Raw genomic sequence first — 17,150 nt, forward strand, 5'->3', positions numbered from 1 at the left:
TTATTGAGCTAATAATAATTACAAAATAAAAAAAATGAAAAGATTATCTCAACATGGTAAATTCTGCTTGATTTCGGTATGCATGTTTACCTTATTAATCGGCGGGTGCAATACAGCTGAAAGACAAAATAGTAATCTTAAGCTCTGGTATGATGCCCCGGCAGCAGACTGGAACGAAGCATTGCCTATTGGTAACGGTCGATTGGGAGCCATGGTGTTCGGTAGACCCGACAAGGAAAATATCCAATTAAACGAAGGAACCCTGTGGGCCGGAGGTCCACATAGAAATGATAATCCGGAAGCAAAAGGTATTTTGCAAGAGATTCGTCAGTTACTTTTCGATGGTAAGTATAAGGAAGCGCACAACCTGGCCAATGCGAAGATTATTTCAAAAACTTCACATGGGATGAACTATGAAACCGTTGGTAACTTGAGGTTAAACTTCAACAATCACGATGATTATTCTAATTACTACCGTGAATTAGATATTGAAGATGCAGTCAACCGAACTTCTTACACGGTAGATGGTGTTCAGTATCAAAGAGAAGTATTTACCTCTTTTGCCGACCAGGTGATTGTTATCAGGTTAACAGCTAGCGAGAAAGGTAAAATCAGTTTTTTTGCCGGCATGGATCGCCCTGCACCTTCTGTGGTTGAGGTGAAAACAGAAGGTAACGACATACTTACTATGACCGGAAAAGGTGCAGACCTAAAAAGTAAAAGAACACCTGAAAATGCTAAGCCTATCGAAGGTCGTGTAAAATTCGAATCAAGATTAAAAATAGTGCCTGAGGGAGGTTGGCTATCTGCTACTGATAGCACCCTGGTTTTAGATGGAGCCAATAGTGCTACGCTGTATTTATCCATAGCAACCAATTTTGTAAATTACAAAGATGTTAGTGCTAATGAGCACCAACGAGCGAAAGAGTATTTGGCCAAGGCTGAAAAGAAAGATTATGGCCAATTAAAATCAGGCCATTCTTCTTTATACCAAAAATATTTCAACAGGGTATCGCTTAATTTGGGTGTTACAGATTCTATCAAGAACCCAACCAATGTGCGTATTAAGCAATTTGCTGTAGGAAATGATCCGGCTTTAGCAGCTCTTTATTATCAGTATGGACGTTACTTGTTGATATGTTCTTCTCAACCCGGAGGACAGGCAGGTAATTTGCAGGGGATATGGTGTAACGAGCTTACTCCTCCATGGAAAAGTGCTTATACGGTAAATATCAATACCGAGATGAATTACTGGCCTGCGGAACCAACCAACCTGAGCGAGACCCACGAACCCTTGATTGAGTTGGTAAAAGAATTATCGGTAGCCGGTCAAAAAACAGCTCGCGATATGTATGGAGCAGAAGGTTGGGTATGTCACCATAATACCGATTTGTGGCGTATTTGCGGCCCGGTTGATGGGGCTACCTGGGGTATGTGGCCTAGCGGAGGAATGTGGCTGAGTCAACACTTATGGGAGAAATACCTGTACAATGGCGATCTGGAATATTTACGTGAGGTGTATCCTGCCATGAAAGGTTCTGCTGAGTTCTGTCTTAGCTTCTTAACACCTGAACCTGAAAATGGGTGGCTGATTTTTGCACCTTCCACTTCGCCCGAAAACAGACCTGCTCATATGCCAAAAATGGTCAATATTGCCTATGCAACTACTATGGACAATCAATTGATTTTTGATATGTTGACCAAAACGGCCGAGGCAGCTAAGTTATTAAATGAAGATGCTGAACTTGTTAAGGAAATCGAAGCCACCTTGCCAAAACTGGCACCAAACCAAATAGGTCAGCACGGGCAAATTCAGGAATGGATTCACGATTGGGACGATCCGGAAGATAAGCACCGTCATATTTCGCATTTATATGGGATGCATCCTTCCAATCATTTTTCACCTTACCGTACACCGGAACTGGCAGAAGCTGCAAAGAATGTGTTGATATACCGGGGAGACCCGTCTACCGGTTGGTCGATGAACTGGAAGATTAACCAGTGGGCACGGTTATTAGATGGTAACCATGCTTACAAAATGATGACCGACCAAATTAAATTGGTTGGTGTTCCCGGCACTCGAGGTGGCGGTACTTATGGCAACATGTTAGACGCCCACCCACCTTTTCAAATTGATGGAAACTTTGGGTTTACTTCCGGTTTAACGGAAATGATGATGCAGAGTCATGATGGAGCTATCCATTTAATTCCTGCATTGCCCGATGTTTGGCTTACTGGAAGCGTAACGGGACTGCGTGCTCGTGGAGGATTCGAAATTGAATCGTTGGAATGGAATAACGGCGAGATCGTAAAAGCTGTTATCAAGTCCAATTTAGGGGGTAATTGCAGAATCCGTTCCTATTCTGAGTTAACAACCGAAGGAGGCAAAGCACTTACCATTGCCAAGGGTAAGAACAAAAACCAATTCTATCAGGTTCCGGATATTCAAGAGCCAATCATTTCAAAAAAAGCTGAATTAAAAGGTTTTGATTTAAAAGATACTTATTTGTACGATATTGAAACCGAAGCTGGACAAACCATCATTATGGTGAAAAAGTAAAGACCTAAAAAAAATTATAACGGCAAAAACGCGAAGTGCTAGAGAAGATATATTTATTTTTTTGCGACTTAGCTGTTTTGTAAGAAATTTATTACCATGAAGAAAATATTTCTGCTACTTAGTATGTGTTTTGTGCTAACGGTTGGTTCTGCGCAAAACCCTGTTTTTACCCATGTTTTTACAGCCGATCCTTCACCCCATGTTTGGCCAAACGACGATCGCCTTTGGGTTTATACCAGCCATGATGAACCCGGTTCTAATAACCATTACGGAATGACTGGCTATCATGCCTTTTCTACTACCGACATGGTCAATTGGACAGACCATGGCCGTATATTACATTTAGAAAATGTAGATTGGGCAGAGAGTCATGCCTGGGCCATGGATGCGGCCTATTACCGGGGAAAATACTACCTTATATATTGCATGAAAGAAGCCGGTATCGGACTTTTTAGAACCGGGGTTGCCCGTAGTGACCGTCCCGAAGGACCTTTTACCGACTTAGGTTATATTAAAGGAGTGGAATTTGGTCAGGATCCTGCTATTTTTATCGATGACGATGCCCGCCTGCCGGACGGGCAGGGTACTCCATATCTTTTTTGGGGGCACGACCGTCAGTGCTACGGCGCTGAATTGAACGATGATTTAATGTCTATTAAACCAGAAACAGAAGTAGACCTAAAGCCCCAGTTAAAGTATGTGTTTGAGGGTCCCTGGGTTCATAAATATAAAGGAAAGTATTACCTGACTTACCCCGGCCTTACTCCACGCCGATGGCCTGAAAAGATGTTTTATGGCGTGGCCGATAAACCCTTAGGACCATACGAATATAAAGGTTGTTTTATCGATGATTTTGAAGGTCAAAGTGGCACCAACCATGGAGGTATTGTGACTTATAGAGGAAAAGATATCATGTTTTACCACAGCGCTTGGTTATCCGGCGGATTAAGTGAAACACGCTGCGTAATGGCAGATTACCTTAGGTATGACAAAGAGGGAAATATTATTCCCATTGTTCCTTCAAAAGAAGGTTTGGCTAATGCAAAGCGTACAAAAACAACACTCAAGTTAGAAGCTGAAAACGGCTTTGCTGCCGGTGGCGACTTATACAATGTAATTGTTGATACATATATAAAAGATTACAGTGGTAGAGGATATGTTACAAATTTTGATAATCCCTACGACCATGTATCAATTTTGGCTCAAGTAGCAAAACCGTCTAAATATCGTTTTAAAGTACGATATGCTTCCCCTGCTGGAGAATCAAACCACAATGTGTTGATAAATAGTCATCAATATAGAGGTTTTGTTTTTCCACCATCAGAAACCTTTACCGAAATTGATTTTGGTATTGTAGAATTAAAAGCCGGAGATAACTTAGTACGTATTTTCAAGAGCAACTGGAAACCTTCAAAGGGACAATTTGCAATTGATTATATTAAACTGGAACAGGTTTTTGATGATGAATAGTCGGTAGTCTTTCATCAAAGTTATTTTTTTGTTACCGGTGTTTCCTTTGCAAAAAACAAACGAATTGTCGGCATGAAAAAAAGCGAATTAGTTGTTGATGAGCAAGTGATTAAACCCGGATATGTATTAGAGATATGTAATGAGCATTTAAAATACCATAAAACAAGGAGTTGCTGATACGAGGCATTGCACCGCTCAGGAGAGTATGAGCAACTCCGTAAAACGCCTTGTTTTGAAGTAGTTGTTTTGCGTAACAGGATTTCTTTTAGAGTACCATTTTTCATAGCTCCCCCGGTTCTGGCGACTGCCTCATTGTAAAATTCTGAGTCGGTTGCCATTACAGTGTGTTTGATCCTTCTTTATCATTTACTTTGGCATCAACCATGATATAATCGTTTTCCGACTATATCGATTCATTTTATGGTTGAAAGAACAGGAAACGAATAGTGCAATTAGAGATAGAAGTTTATTGTTTTTCATTTGGTTGTAATATTTTCACTAACTATTCAAATTAAAGCTCCATGCAAATGGCTCTTCCCCGAATACCTGAGATAGGGGAGGGTACCACACCAAATCCTTCGCCGATCACTTGTCGCTATTACTTTAGCGGGAACACTGCAAAGCTATGGCCGTTGAAAAATGGTGTGAGGATGGGGGTAAGCAGTTTTATTTTATACTCCTGCCAAAAAATCATTTACCATTGATAATCTTTCCCTTCGCGACTGTCTTTCCACGATTCTTTCGTTTCCTGAAGTGCTGCTTTCATCCTTTCAAATAATTCCGGCATTTCACTTGCCAGGTCATGCGATTCCGAAGGATCTTCTTCCAAATTAAAAAGCATCATATCTTTGCCTTTATCCGGAATACAGATTTTGTATTTACCGTTTAATAATGCAAATAATTCCGTGTTTTTATAAATGCGCTTATAGCCAAAGGCCATACTTTTGTTTCGTTTAGCTGTTATTCCTTTTAAAACAGGAACTAAGCTTATTCCGTCTAAAGGAATTTTAGTATGAACAGGGATATTAAGCATATCCAGAATAGTAGGAAAGTAATCGTTGGTATTGGCCTGGAAATTGGTAACCTGTCCGCCATTGATATGCTCAGGCCATAATATTAGAGATGGTACACGAAGACCGCCTTCCCACATCTGATGTTTGTGTCCGCGATACGGTCCGGCAGATGCTATACCTGCTTTGGCCTGAGGATCGGCAGGGCCGTTATCGCTGCAAAAGAAAAGTACCGTGTTTTCTTCAATTCCTTGTTCTTGTAAAAATGTTCTTAAACGGCCTATTTGTTCGTCCATGGCAGTAATGCAGCCATACAAGTGTTTTTGGTCTTCCGGCAGATTGGTATATTTAGCTAAATACTCGGGACCGGCAACTACCGGTTCATGTGGTGCGTGAAACCAGATAGTAGCAAAAAACGGTTTTCCCTCATTAATCGATTTTTCAATAAAAGGGATGGCCCTGTCCATGATAATACGGCTATCGTCACCCTCTAAATTTTCCTTTGCTGGTACACCGTTGTGAACATATATCGATCCACCCCACGAACCATCATCCATACTTCCCCAGCTGTTCCACCCCGCAGGTGTCTTAGTTGGGTTCCAGGTGGGAACAGCGCTTTTAGTAGCGAATGTTTCATCGTAACCGTGTTGCCATGGTGGCGAATAATAACCTCTTGACTCAACTTTTTCTGATTCTATCCATCCCAGGTGCCATTTGCCGAAGAAACCGGTTTGATAACCTTCATTTTTTAGCACTTCGGCAATGGTTTTTTCTGCATGCCGCATGGCACCAGTATGCGCAGCAAATATTCCCTGACGGAAAGGACTGCGACCGGTTAAACAACTGGCCCTTGTCGGTGAGCAAAGTGGGGCCGCAGCGTAAAAATCCGTAAAACGGATACCATCATCCGACATGTCGTCTAAATGTGGGGTAATAATTTTTTTATTGCCGTTAAAACCAACATCTCCCCATCCTAAATCATCTGCCATTAGTAAAATTACATTTGTTTTTTGCTTGTCAACCTTATTTTTTTGACTTACTATAGATTGGGAGAATAAAGCTGAAATTAGTAGTGCTATCGAAAAGATATTTGCTGTCTTCATATCTGTTTTGTCATTTTTATTGGTGCCACTCTCTTTTAACTAAAAGGTAAAATTAGTATTCTTAACTCTGACAAAGATAAGAATACAGTAGTTTGGGATTAATTATATCCGGGATTTCATTCCATTATTTTTCTGTAAGTAGTTGTCTTGAATGTTTCATTAAGATAAGTTCCTGTTTCATATCACAGGCAGTGATTAAATTGTATTCTAACTTTTTGGTATTTAATCCACAATTGTCAAATAGCTTCATTTAAATGCCAATTCGTTGACCAAAACCAAAACCTTATTGAAAAACAGCCTTGTAAGATTTTCTATCATGCTAGCAATCGGGACAGCTGAATCGGCCTGACATGAATGAATTTTTCAAATCCCGAAAGACGGATCTCTGATAATTTTAACCGGAAACAACCGAAAAGAGATATCTCCTTGCTATTGTTGTATTTATAATGGAGATATAAAAGGGAAATATTGGGTTAACATTCAGGTGGGTTCAGAAAAAAAAGGTTCTTTGTTTAAGGAGGTAGTTGTTTACGTTAAGGTAAACCGCGAATGCAACATATTTACTACTCTTTGAGATAAATTCTTCATACGGATAATTTCAGCATACTTAACTTAGCTTTATTGTTTATCATGACTAAAAAATTATTAAATGCAATTGAAGAATATTTTTATTTTAATAGTTATGGTGCTTACTCAACTGGTAAGTGCTCAAAATAACGTAACTATAAGTGCCACATCTGAAGGTGAAAAATTCGATCATTTTTGGAGTAAATGTGTTGGTGCAGGTCGGGCCAACGAAGCTTTAAGGGCAGGCTGGCTCGAACAGCTTGAACTGGTTCATCAGACCTGTGGTTTCGAAACAGTGCGATTCCATGGCTTATTTCACGATGATATGTTTCCAATTGTTACAGAAAGAGGTAAAACTACCTACAACTGGCAATATATCGATGATGTGTTTGATCGCATGCTCGAGCTGGATGTTCGTCCTTTTGTTGAGCTGAGTTATTTTCCAAAAACCATGGCGGCTGAAAATTCTCAGACCGTATTCTGGTGGAAAGCGTACACGACTCCCGGAGAAGGGTATTTAGGGAAATGGCATGATCTGGTAAAAACTTTTACCCAACACTGTGTGGATAGATATGGGATGGATGAAGTACGTACCTGGTATTTTGAGGTTTGGAATGAACCAAACTTGTGCAGAGCTTTTTTTGATGGAACAAAATCGCAATATTTCGACTTGTATAAGGCATCTGTAAAAGCAGTACGCTCTGTGGATAGTCTGTTGAAGGTAGGCGGTCCTTCAACAAGTAACTTTGTGGCTGATGATCGCTATAAAGGCGAACGGGAAGACACCAAGGGATTTACCAAAACGTTTACAGCTGAAAACATCAACGATTTGGCGTGGCGTGGCGTTTGGATAGAAGACTTCCTTGAATATTGTAAAAAAGAGAATCTTCCGGTAGATTTTGTCACCACACACCCTTATCCTACCGATTACCCGTTGGATCCCAGAACAGGTAAAGGAAAAGATTTTTCTCGTTTTGTAAATTCTACCATGATTGACATTAAATGGTTAAACGAAGTAATTGCTAACAGCGCTTACCCTGATGCTGAAATTCATTTGACAGAGTGGAATACCAGTCCTAACAGTAGGGACGCCATGCACGATTTTCTTCCTCCCGCCGCGTACATCACAAAGGTTAACCTGGATTGTATCGGTTTAACCAACTCGTTGGCATTTTGGATCTTCACTGATATTTTTGAAGAGAAAGGAGGAGGAGCAAGTATTTTTCATGGCGGTTTCGGTATGATCAACTACCAGGGGTTGGTAAAACCTACTTATCATGCATACAAAATGCTGCATCAATTGGGTGACGAAAAACTGTTTAAGAACGATTTCTTGTTCGTAAGCCGCAAATCAGGTAACGGAAAAGTGGTTGCGCTAGCCTATAACTATCCTGAAGATCATTACCAGGCAGTTCCGGCAAGCATTAAGAAAATTGAGAAATATGAGGAAGGAAAATCGCGTCAGCTAAATGTTACCATGACTGATTTAAAACCCGGAACCCAGTTTAAAATAGAAACACTGGATAAAGACCACGGGAATATTTATAACTATTGGGAAAAAATGGGAAAGCCGGAGCCTCCAACGCGTGAGCAAATAAAAGTGATGAAGGATTATGCAAATAACTTGAAAACAGAAATCATTATTGCAGATAAGGATGGGAAACTTACTATTAATAGAGAAATTGCGGCTTGGAATGTACTTCTTATTCAGCAAATTAATTAATAAGTTATGAAAAGTTTAAATGCGGTATTTCTATTGCTAACTTTGCTCATGCCAAACGTTTTGTCTGCACAAGAAACCGATTGGGCTAATTTGAATCGTTACCGGAAAGAAAACGCCATGCTCAAAGTTCCAGCAAAAAAAGAGCAGAGAGTGGTTTTTATGGGCAACTCCATAACCGAAAAATGGGGCTCCCGAGATTCTATGTTCTGGAAAGGTAAACCTTATATTAATAGGGGTATCAGCGGACAGGTGACATCGCAAATGTTGCTTCGTTTTCGAGCAGATGTTATTGAGCTTCAGCCTAAGGTGGTCGTCATTTTAGCCGGAACCAACGATATAGCGCAAAATAAAGGCCCCATTACGATAAAGGAGATAGCAGGCAATATATTTTCAATGGTTGAATTGGCCAAAGCCAATCAAATAGAGGTTGTGTTGTGTTCTGTTTTGCCGGTTGTGCAATACAAATGGAGAAAGGAAATAAAACCTGCGGAAAAGGTTATCGAACTCAATAAACTGCTGAAAGCTTACGCAAAAAAAAACAAGCTTTCCTATATTGACTGCCACACGCCAATGGCGAACGAACACAAAGGTTTAAAAAAAGAGTTTTCTCCGGATGGGGTACATCCCAATTACAAGGGTTACCAAATGATGGGACTTTTGTTCGAAAAATCCATTTCCAAGGCACTAAAAAAGAAACACTGAGATGAATATGGTGTGTATGTGGCAAATAGTACTGAATGCTTTGTGCTTGAGTGACATACGCAACCATGCAACAAACATTGCATTGTTTGGTATGCTTTCCCTATCTTCATTTTTGGGTTTTATCTACTTTCGTTACAATAAAAATTGTAAAATGTAAAAAACAACCTGTGTATGGCATTAAGGAATTGCAGTAGATACACATTATTAAAATATTAAAATGAGAAAACTATTAATTTTAAGTCAATTGGTACTTGTCGCGCTTATGATTAGTTGTACAACCCCTCAAGAATTCGATACAAAGGTTTCGTTGGATTATTGCCTTGAGCAGGTTACAAAAAGTATAGGTCAAACCCAGTATGCAGATTCATTCCCCCGAAACATTGATCCGGGTAAAAAGGAATGGAATTATGTGGGGGTAAAAGATTGGACCAGCGGTTTCTATCCGGGCGTACTTTGGTATGCCTATGAGTATACGGGTAATGAGGAAATATTAAAGCAAGCTAAAAAATTTACCGAACCTATTAAATACATTGCCTTTAACAAGGCTTACGATCATGATATAGGTTTTCAGGTGTATTGTAGTTTTGGCAACGGTTACCGATTGACCGGAAATAAGGCCTACAAGGAGGTGATGTTGGCTGCCGCGGATACCTTGGCAACGCTTTATAATCCTCATGTAGGTACTATTCATTCCTGGCCTCGCAAAAAAGAGTATTCGCATAATACCATCATCGATAATATGATGAATCTGGAATTGTTGTTCTGGGCATCCAAAAACGGGGGCGGTCAACAATTATATCAAATGGCAGAGAGTCACGCCGAAGTGACCATGAAAAATATAGTTCGCTCGGATAATGCCGTTTACCATGTAGGGGATTTTGACAAGGAAACAGGTGAATTTATTAAGGGACACACACATCAGGGTTATGCCGATGAATCTATGTGGGCACGCGGACAAACCTGGGGTATTTATGGCTTTGCCATTGCCAGCCGCGAAACGGGACGGAAAGACTTTCTGGAGACCTCCAAAAAACTGGCAGATCATTTTCTGGAACGTATGCCTGAAGACGGTATCCCTTTTTGGGATTTTGACGACCCACGCATTCCCAAAGCCCCCAAAGATGCATCGGCTGCCGCAATTGCTGCTTGTGGTATGTTAGAGCTTTCCAACCAGGTAGAAGAAAGAGAATTAGCGCACAAATATAAGAATGCCGCTGAAACGCTTTTGTCAACTCTTTCGTCTGATAAATATTGGAGCAGGGAAACCAATAATGCTATTTTGTTGCATTCAACGGGAAACCATCCTCGAAATTCCGAAATTGACGTACCAATTATTTATGCCGATTACTATTTTATGGAAGCATTGTTGCGCTTGAAAAGAATGGACGAAGGGGAAATGATGGCTTATCAGTAATCGGCAGTGTAATCAATACCAAAACCTTGTAAATTAATGGTTTCATGCAGGTTGTATGACCTTTGAAAGAAAATGTAAAAAGATGAATAACCTAAGAAAAATGATATTGGCTATACTTGTCATAATTTCGACATGGCAAGTGGTGGCACAAGAGGCAAACGCGATATTCAATACAGCAAAAAGTTTAGTGTTGGAACAAAACTACAGCGAGGCTTTATCGAAATATAAAGATGCCTTTGCAACAGAAATAGGCGACTCTGTGCAGCTCGCAGAAGCTTATGGATACGCCGGTATTTGTTTAGAAGAGACAGGTAATGTTCGGGAAGCGCTGAAGCATTATAAAAAGGCTCTCAATTATAAGGTACTTGAATTGTCCATTTATGACAAGGCTATATCTTTAACCAAAGAGATGAAAAACCATGAAATGCATGAATGGGCATTGATGGAAAAAGTAAAATATTTTCCCGAGTTTAAAGTGGATGTTGAGAAAGCACTAAGTTCACATTATCTAAAAACTAAACAGTACGATAAACTATTGATTTCATCCGAAAAAATGGGACAATGGTTCCCGGATTCTCCAAAGTACAAGTATTATATGGGAGTGGCCTACCAAAGCCAAGGTGACATTGATCAAGCTGTTGAAGCTTATAAATTAGCACTGGACAAGGATGCGGAATACACGTCAGCGAATATGCGGCTGGGTCATATTCTTTTCGAAAAAGGGAACAAGGTATATGCTAAAAAGAAAAAAGCATACGAAGCAATAGCAAAGCCAACACGGGTTGATTACTCAAACTATCATAAATCGCTGGAGGAAGCTAAAGTCATTTATCGGGAAGCGGAGGGTTACCTGTTAAAAGCATACCAAGTTAAACAGGATCCTAATTTGAAAAAGATGCTGTATGCCGTATATACAAGACTGGGAGAAAAAGAGAAAGCGTTAAAGTTTAAATAATTAGAATTAACGGTTAAAAAGCCGGTTTAATCCTTAAATCCTCAAGCATTAAATTTTGACTTTCTTTAATGATTCTGGTTTAAGGGTTAATCCTCATTTAATATCTCACGCATTGGTGTGAAGCAGGTAGCCAAAGGGGTGATGTGCTTAAGCGAATCCAGAAAGGATACAACTCATACATACCCGGGAAATGCTTTGCAGGTATTGGCTTAATATAGCCTTGCCTTAGTAAGAGCAGGCTGGTCATCGTTTAAAATAGAATTCAACCTTAAAAGCAAAACCCGGATATTTTTATTTCACACATCTTTTAAAATTTTACTGCGAACTATTACTTAAGTTGGCTACAACCCAAAGGCGTAATAATAAGTCCCCGGATAATCCTCATAGACACCTTCCATCATAACACCACCTTTTTTGTTTTCAAGGTATTTTACAAGTTCCTTAATCGACTTGTAAGGTTCTCCATCCACTTTTGTAATAATAAAACCAACTCGTACATCGGTATGCCTCTTTAATTTTCCGGCGAATAACTTTGTAATCCTCAATCCACTATCTATACCAAGTTTGTTGGCGGTTGTTTTATCTATCTCTTCTAACTCTACCCCTAATACATCCAGTATTTTTTTGGCATCCCGTTCATTCAGCTTTGTTTTTCCCTCTTGATTTCGCAGTGTGACCAGGAATTCCAGTTTCTTACCTTTCCGGTCAACTTCGAGTGCCACTTTATCTCCCGGATGATGTCTTCCTATAATTTCAAGTAATTTAGCAGAAGCATTTACTTGAATATCATCTACTTTTGAAATCACATCACCAACTTTAATTCCGGCTTCTCCGGCTGCACTATTCTTCGCAATGCTGTCCACAAAAACACCTTCAGTCACATAAAGGTCTTTTTCTTTGGCGAGGTTACCGTCGACGCTGCGAATTATTAATCCCAGATAACCTCTTTGCACCATTCCATATTTGAGCAAATCATCAATCACTTTGGAAACAATATTCGCCGGAACAGCAAAGCCATATCCTGCATAAGCTCCGGTAGGGCTCGCAATAGCGGTATTAATGCCAATCAAACCGCCATGAAGGTTTACCAGGGCGCCTCCGCTATTACCGGGATTGATGGCCGCATCTGTTTGAATAAAAGATTCAATGGCACTTTGATCCCTTAAAATATTTATATTTCGCCCTGTGGCACTAATGATTCCGGCCGTTACAGTTGAATTTAAATTAAAAGGATTCCCTACTGCCAACACCCATTCCCCAACTTGCACTTCATCTGAGTTTACAAGTGGTAAGTATGGTAAATCCTTTTCTTTTATTTGTAGCAGCGCCAAATCAGTGGAAGAGTCTGTACCGATTATTTTCGCTTTAAACACCCGATTGTCATCCAAGGTAACCTCAATGTCGTCCGCATTAGCAATAACATGATTATTTGTTACAACATAACCATCGGCATTGATGATGACCCCGGAACCTGTTCCTACCCTTGTTTGAGGTCCTCTGTTTTGGGGTTGTGGTGAATCAAATTTAAAGTCAGGTCCAAAAAAATGTTTGAACATATCATCTTGAAAAAAATCCCTAAACCGATCAGGATATTGACGATAATTGTAGTTCTGAACGTTTTGAACCTGTGTTGATTTAATATGTACAACCGCAGGCATTACTTTTTTTGCCACTTCCGTAAACTCTAACGGTACTATTTCGCCATTTTTATTTACCGAATAAGCAGCGCCAACAACTGGGGTACCGGAAATATGTTCAACTTTAACAGTTTTACTTGTTTTCGTTCCTATAAACTGAAAAGTACCTATTGTAAGGGCGCTGCCTAAAACTGCTGCAATTAATAATAAACTAAATCGTTTCATTACGTTGCCCTCCTTTTAATAAATAGTTTTTATTGATGACTATTTAGTGAACTAAACCACAAGTCTCTTTTTTTTTGTTGCATTGTTTTTTCCAGTGTTTCGTCTGGCTTTTTATGTATATTTATAAGTATTTGTATTAATGATTTCCATTGATTAGCCGTTTAAACAGCTGGATATAAGCACTGCCACTATGCTGATTTTTTAAATAGACTTCCAATTTGTTGCTTAAAATTCTTAATAATGCTTGTGGCCTTATTCCTTTCGGTATCAATAGCCTTTATTGTTTCGGATTTGCCTGATACCGGAATTTCCCGGTAGCTTATAAATTTTTCTTTTTTAGGTATTTCAATATTTAAAACTCCATCTTTCAGTTTAGCTTTTATTTTATCAATATCCATATCAACTGACAACCTTGTGTTTTTTAAAAAGTGGTGTTCTATTGTCTTGTTTTCTTTATTATTCCACCACGATTTACCTTTTTTAAAAGCGCCTTTAACAGTTAGAATCTTGTCCTGTACACAAATATTTAAGTCTCTTTTTTTTAAACCGGGAACGGAATATTTAATTTTGTAAGCATCAGGAGTTTGTGAAACCTCCTCCGTTACCGCATTCTCATATTTAATGAATGGCTCAAAGACACAAAACTCAAACAATGGGTTGAACCAAGGGTAAATGCTATTACATATAATTGTTTTCATCTCATTTAAGTTTTAGTTTCTAAGTTATTGGAGAAACTTGCCAATATTGATTTACCCGTATGAGGAAACAATACAATGGCTCATTTCTTAACAAGAAATTTAAGATTAATAAAACAGGGCAGGGATGGCCTGCCCATTATCAATTACACAATCTTAATTTGTTTTGCGGGTTTGGGCTTAACTTCCTCACGTTTAGGAAGTGTGATGTGAAGGATCCCGTTTTCGTAATTGGCTCCAATTTTTTCCGCGTCAACTACATTTTCAGAAACGGTGAATGAGCGTTGGAACGACTGGTAACTATATTCACGTCTTGTGATCTTTTCGCCCTCTTTTTCTTCAAATTCATTTTTCTTTTCAGATGAAATAGTCAAGCGACCGTTGTCATAGTTTAATTTGAAGTCTTCTTTAGATAACCCCGGAGCAGCAACGTCAATTAAAAACTCATTGTTGTTTTCTTTAACGTTTACCGCAGGTAAGGTAGTGTCTGTGCTGGAATAGTTGGTCCTATTCCAATCCATTAATTCGCCATCAAAAAACCTATCGAAAATTGAAGGAACTGATGGGAACCAGTTGTTTGATAATTTTGCAAGTGTCATAGCGTTAATCCTCCAAAAATTTTAGTTCAACAAATTTTTATAAACTCATTGAGGATTTTTCAAACAGAATGCCAATTTACAGTAACCTCTTACGCTGTTTTAGTGTTTTTGCTGATTTACAAATATTTAGTTTTTTGAGTATAAAAGAGAGGATATGATTCGTCAGTAATTTTGACAGAGGGAAGGGGAGTAATAATGTCATAATGACCTCTTTAGCTGACAAACTTGCATAGGGTATGATGGAGTGTAAATAATTAACGATACTTATTCACGAATAATAACTGTTTTCAATGGTATTCCCATAGGCCATTATAGCCCATGGGAATACGAATCCAATTTTATAGTTTTTCATTTAACAAAAGAGCCAAAAGCAAAGCTCTGTCCGTAATACTATTTCTGTATATGTACTCAGCCCATTTTTTATCGTAACCGCCTGTGGGTCCCAGTCCGTCAATTTTAGGGCAACCTTTTACTACATTACAAATGTTAGACGAGCTCCAACGGTGTTCTTTTTTAATATTCACATCGCTTAGTTTTGACAATTTCCGCAAGATATTGAATACCCTTTTGCTATCTTCAGATTCGGGCATCGGAAGCCTTGAAACCCCGCCTTGCAACTGACTGCTATACATTTTTAACTGATTCTTTGTAGGGGTTACCAATTTACTGACTTTTTGGTCAATCGCTTCATACTCTTCTTTGTGGTTAAAGCGAACACTTATTTTAGAGGAGCCGCTGGCAAAACCTTTAAAGATATTTGATTTAAAACTGGTGTTGTATGGGGCTAATACCACATCCGGGTTATTCTTTGAGATATCCACAATAGATGCCAAAGTTTTATAAAATAGGGCCGATACTTTTGCCACATTCTCAGCTGTATTGTCAACCAATTTAACATCGTAAACGTAATTGGTACTACCTGAGCGGCTGGTAATAACACTTCCTTCATCATTTCCTCCATGCAAAGCAATAATGTGCCTTGCTTTTGCTGCTTTAGTATTTAACACTTCTCGTGAGAACTTACCGCCGATATTAGTATCAGGAATAACTATAACTCCAATTTTAAGTTTTTTTAATAAGCGGCTAAACCTTAAAGCCTGCAATGCCAGTAATGTTGTTACAATACCACCTTTGTTTTCCCATACACCAGTACCGTATAACTTGTGTTCTGTTGCATAAAAAGATTCCTGTTCTTCCAGTTTTTGTTGGTCATCAACAGACAATATTAAGAGCCAATCAACTTCTTCTTTATAAGAATTTGAGAAATAAACCACGTTGCCCACTTCAAGGTTCGGAAAAACCTCTTGCGTAAAACCAATAGGTGCTAATTCTGTTTTTATTAAATTAATGGCCTGGTTGATACCACTTACGTTACGAACATATGTGTTGATATTAACCAGTTTCTCCAACAATGTCTCTGCCTGGTCGTTTCTACTTCGGATAAAAGTGCGAAGACGACTGTGTAAAGGAAGTTTCTTTGAAGATGCCTCTCCTTCGATAGGTCGCATGCCACCAAAATATCTAATCGCAGCAACGTCCAGCATTCGATTAACCAATTTCTGATAATCGTAACCTGCTACTTTTGCCGCATGGGGATAAGAGCCGGAAACCCCAAGGCTTGCCATGGAGTTAATTTCTAACAAATATATATTGTCTTCTTCGTCCAAGCGTATGTCAACCCGGGCGAAATCTCTTAAACCTAAAGCTTTAAAGGATTCAATACTGAATTTTTGCATTCTGTCGGCCAGTTCCGGAGATATATTGGCCGGACAGACTTTTTGGCGTGGTTTTCCTTTTTTATCACCCACCGTTTGAATGGCATCAGGGTCACCCTCCAGGTCTATTTCCAAAACAGGAAAGGCTTCAACCGGGTTGTTTCCGAGCAGACCAACACAAAATTCTCTTCCACGAATAAACTCCTCCACTAAAGCTTGTTGCTGAAATTCCGTTACAATAAAATTAACGGCTTCTTTTAAATCTTCTTGGTTGTAAACCACCTTGAGCCCAAAAGAAACGCTTTCCATTTTGGGTTTAACAATTACTGGATAATGAACCGTTGAAAAGTCGTCCTCAACACTGCTGAAAACCCAAAAATCGGGCGTTGGCAACCGGTGGTTTTGCCAAACAATTTTTGTCATTACTTTATCTAATGCCAAAGCATGTCCCGAAGGTGTCGAGCCCACGTAAGGAATTCCTAGCATTTCCAGCATGGAAGGGATGTGCGTATATCTGCTTTCACCTTGAATACCATAGGCCATATTAAACACCATTCCCATATGCTCACCATCAATAACCCTGGGCATATAATGTTGCAGACGTTCAATGATGTACATGTTTCCATCTAAAATATGTACATTATGCCCGGCTTTTTCAAGGCTTTCGGCTACCCGTTTTACATTCGCCTCAGAATAAAACTCTTTATTCTGCATGCCCAACGTGTTAATTACACCCGTTAAATCTTTATTATAAATAAGCGCTATTTTCATTTTA

11 protein-coding genes are annotated in these 17,150 nt (G+C 39.3%); 6 read left to right on the forward strand and 5 right to left on the reverse strand.

The features are described from left to right. Positions 1–34: 34 nt before the first annotated feature. Together ACRD64_RS13385 and ACRD64_RS13390 are read left to right on the forward strand one after the other, a co-directional pair. Entirely contained in the window at positions 35–2,560 is a 2,526-nt protein-coding gene (locus ACRD64_RS13385; protein ID WP_430933895.1) for a glycosyl hydrolase family 95 catalytic domain-containing protein, read from the forward strand. Between the two features lie 96 nt (positions 2,561–2,656). Continuing rightward, entirely contained in the window at positions 2,657–4,030 is a 1,374-nt protein-coding gene (locus ACRD64_RS13390) for a family 43 glycosylhydrolase (RefSeq protein ID WP_430933896.1), read from the forward strand. 694 nt (positions 4,031–4,724) lie between these two features. On the opposite strand, the gene ACRD64_RS13395 is transcribed toward ACRD64_RS13390, so the two are convergent. Further along, complete coding sequence (locus tag ACRD64_RS13395; protein ID WP_430933897.1) at positions 4,725–6,143, reverse strand: sulfatase-like hydrolase/transferase; 1,419 nt, start codon at positions 6,141–6,143, stop codon at positions 4,725–4,727. Positions 6,144–6,792: 649 nt separating this feature from the next. Here ACRD64_RS13395 and ACRD64_RS13400 point away from each other — a divergent pair. The 4 genes from ACRD64_RS13400 to ACRD64_RS13415 all read left to right on the forward strand — a co-directional run bounded on the left by ACRD64_RS13400 (position 6,793) and on the right by ACRD64_RS13415 (position 11,504). After that, positions 6,793–8,433 carry a GH39 family glycosyl hydrolase gene (locus ACRD64_RS13400; protein ID WP_430933898.1) on the forward strand — a complete coding sequence of 547 codons (1,641 nt, stop codon included), beginning with the start codon at positions 6,793–6,795 and terminating at the stop codon, positions 8,431–8,433. Between the two features lie 6 nt (positions 8,434–8,439). After that, positions 8,440–9,135 (forward strand): SGNH/GDSL hydrolase family protein, encoded by a 696-nt coding sequence (locus ACRD64_RS13405; RefSeq protein ID WP_430933899.1) that lies wholly within the window; start codon positions 8,440–8,442, stop codon positions 9,133–9,135. A 217-nt stretch (positions 9,136–9,352) separates the two neighbouring features. Further along, a complete protein-coding gene (locus ACRD64_RS13410) occupies positions 9,353–10,549 on the forward strand; it encodes a glycoside hydrolase family 88 protein (protein WP_430933900.1) in 1,197 nt (398 codons plus the stop codon). Between the two features lie 82 nt (positions 10,550–10,631). Then, entirely contained in the window at positions 10,632–11,504 is an 873-nt protein-coding gene (locus ACRD64_RS13415; protein WP_430933901.1) for a tetratricopeptide repeat protein, read from the forward strand. Positions 11,505–11,845: 341 nt separating this feature from the next. Here the strand turns inward: ACRD64_RS13415 and ACRD64_RS13420 are convergent, their stop codons facing one another. The 4 genes from ACRD64_RS13420 to ACRD64_RS13435 all read right to left on the reverse strand — a co-directional run bounded on the left by ACRD64_RS13420 (position 11,846) and on the right by ACRD64_RS13435 (position 17,146). Beyond that, positions 11,846–13,366 (reverse strand): Do family serine endopeptidase, encoded by a 1,521-nt coding sequence (locus tag ACRD64_RS13420; RefSeq protein ID WP_430933902.1) that lies wholly within the window; start codon positions 13,364–13,366, stop codon positions 11,846–11,848. Between the two features lie 188 nt (positions 13,367–13,554). After that, positions 13,555–14,064: an Hsp20/alpha crystallin family protein gene (locus tag ACRD64_RS13425; protein WP_430933903.1), complete on the reverse strand. Its 510-nt coding sequence runs from the start codon at positions 14,062–14,064 to the stop codon at positions 13,555–13,557. Positions 14,065–14,207: 143 nt separating this feature from the next. Beyond that, entirely contained in the window at positions 14,208–14,660 is a 453-nt protein-coding gene (locus ACRD64_RS13430; protein ID WP_430933904.1) for an Hsp20/alpha crystallin family protein, read from the reverse strand. Positions 14,661–14,998: 338 nt separating this feature from the next. Beyond that, on the reverse strand, positions 14,999–17,146 hold the full coding sequence (locus ACRD64_RS13435; RefSeq protein ID WP_430933905.1) for an ATP-grasp domain-containing protein: 2,148 nt from the start codon (positions 17,144–17,146) through the stop codon (positions 14,999–15,001). Positions 17,147–17,150: the final 4 nt, after the last annotated feature.

The organism is Saccharicrinis sp. 156 (assembly GCF_050589685.1).
Taxonomy (GTDB): domain Bacteria; phylum Bacteroidota; class Bacteroidia; order Bacteroidales; family Marinilabiliaceae; genus Saccharicrinis.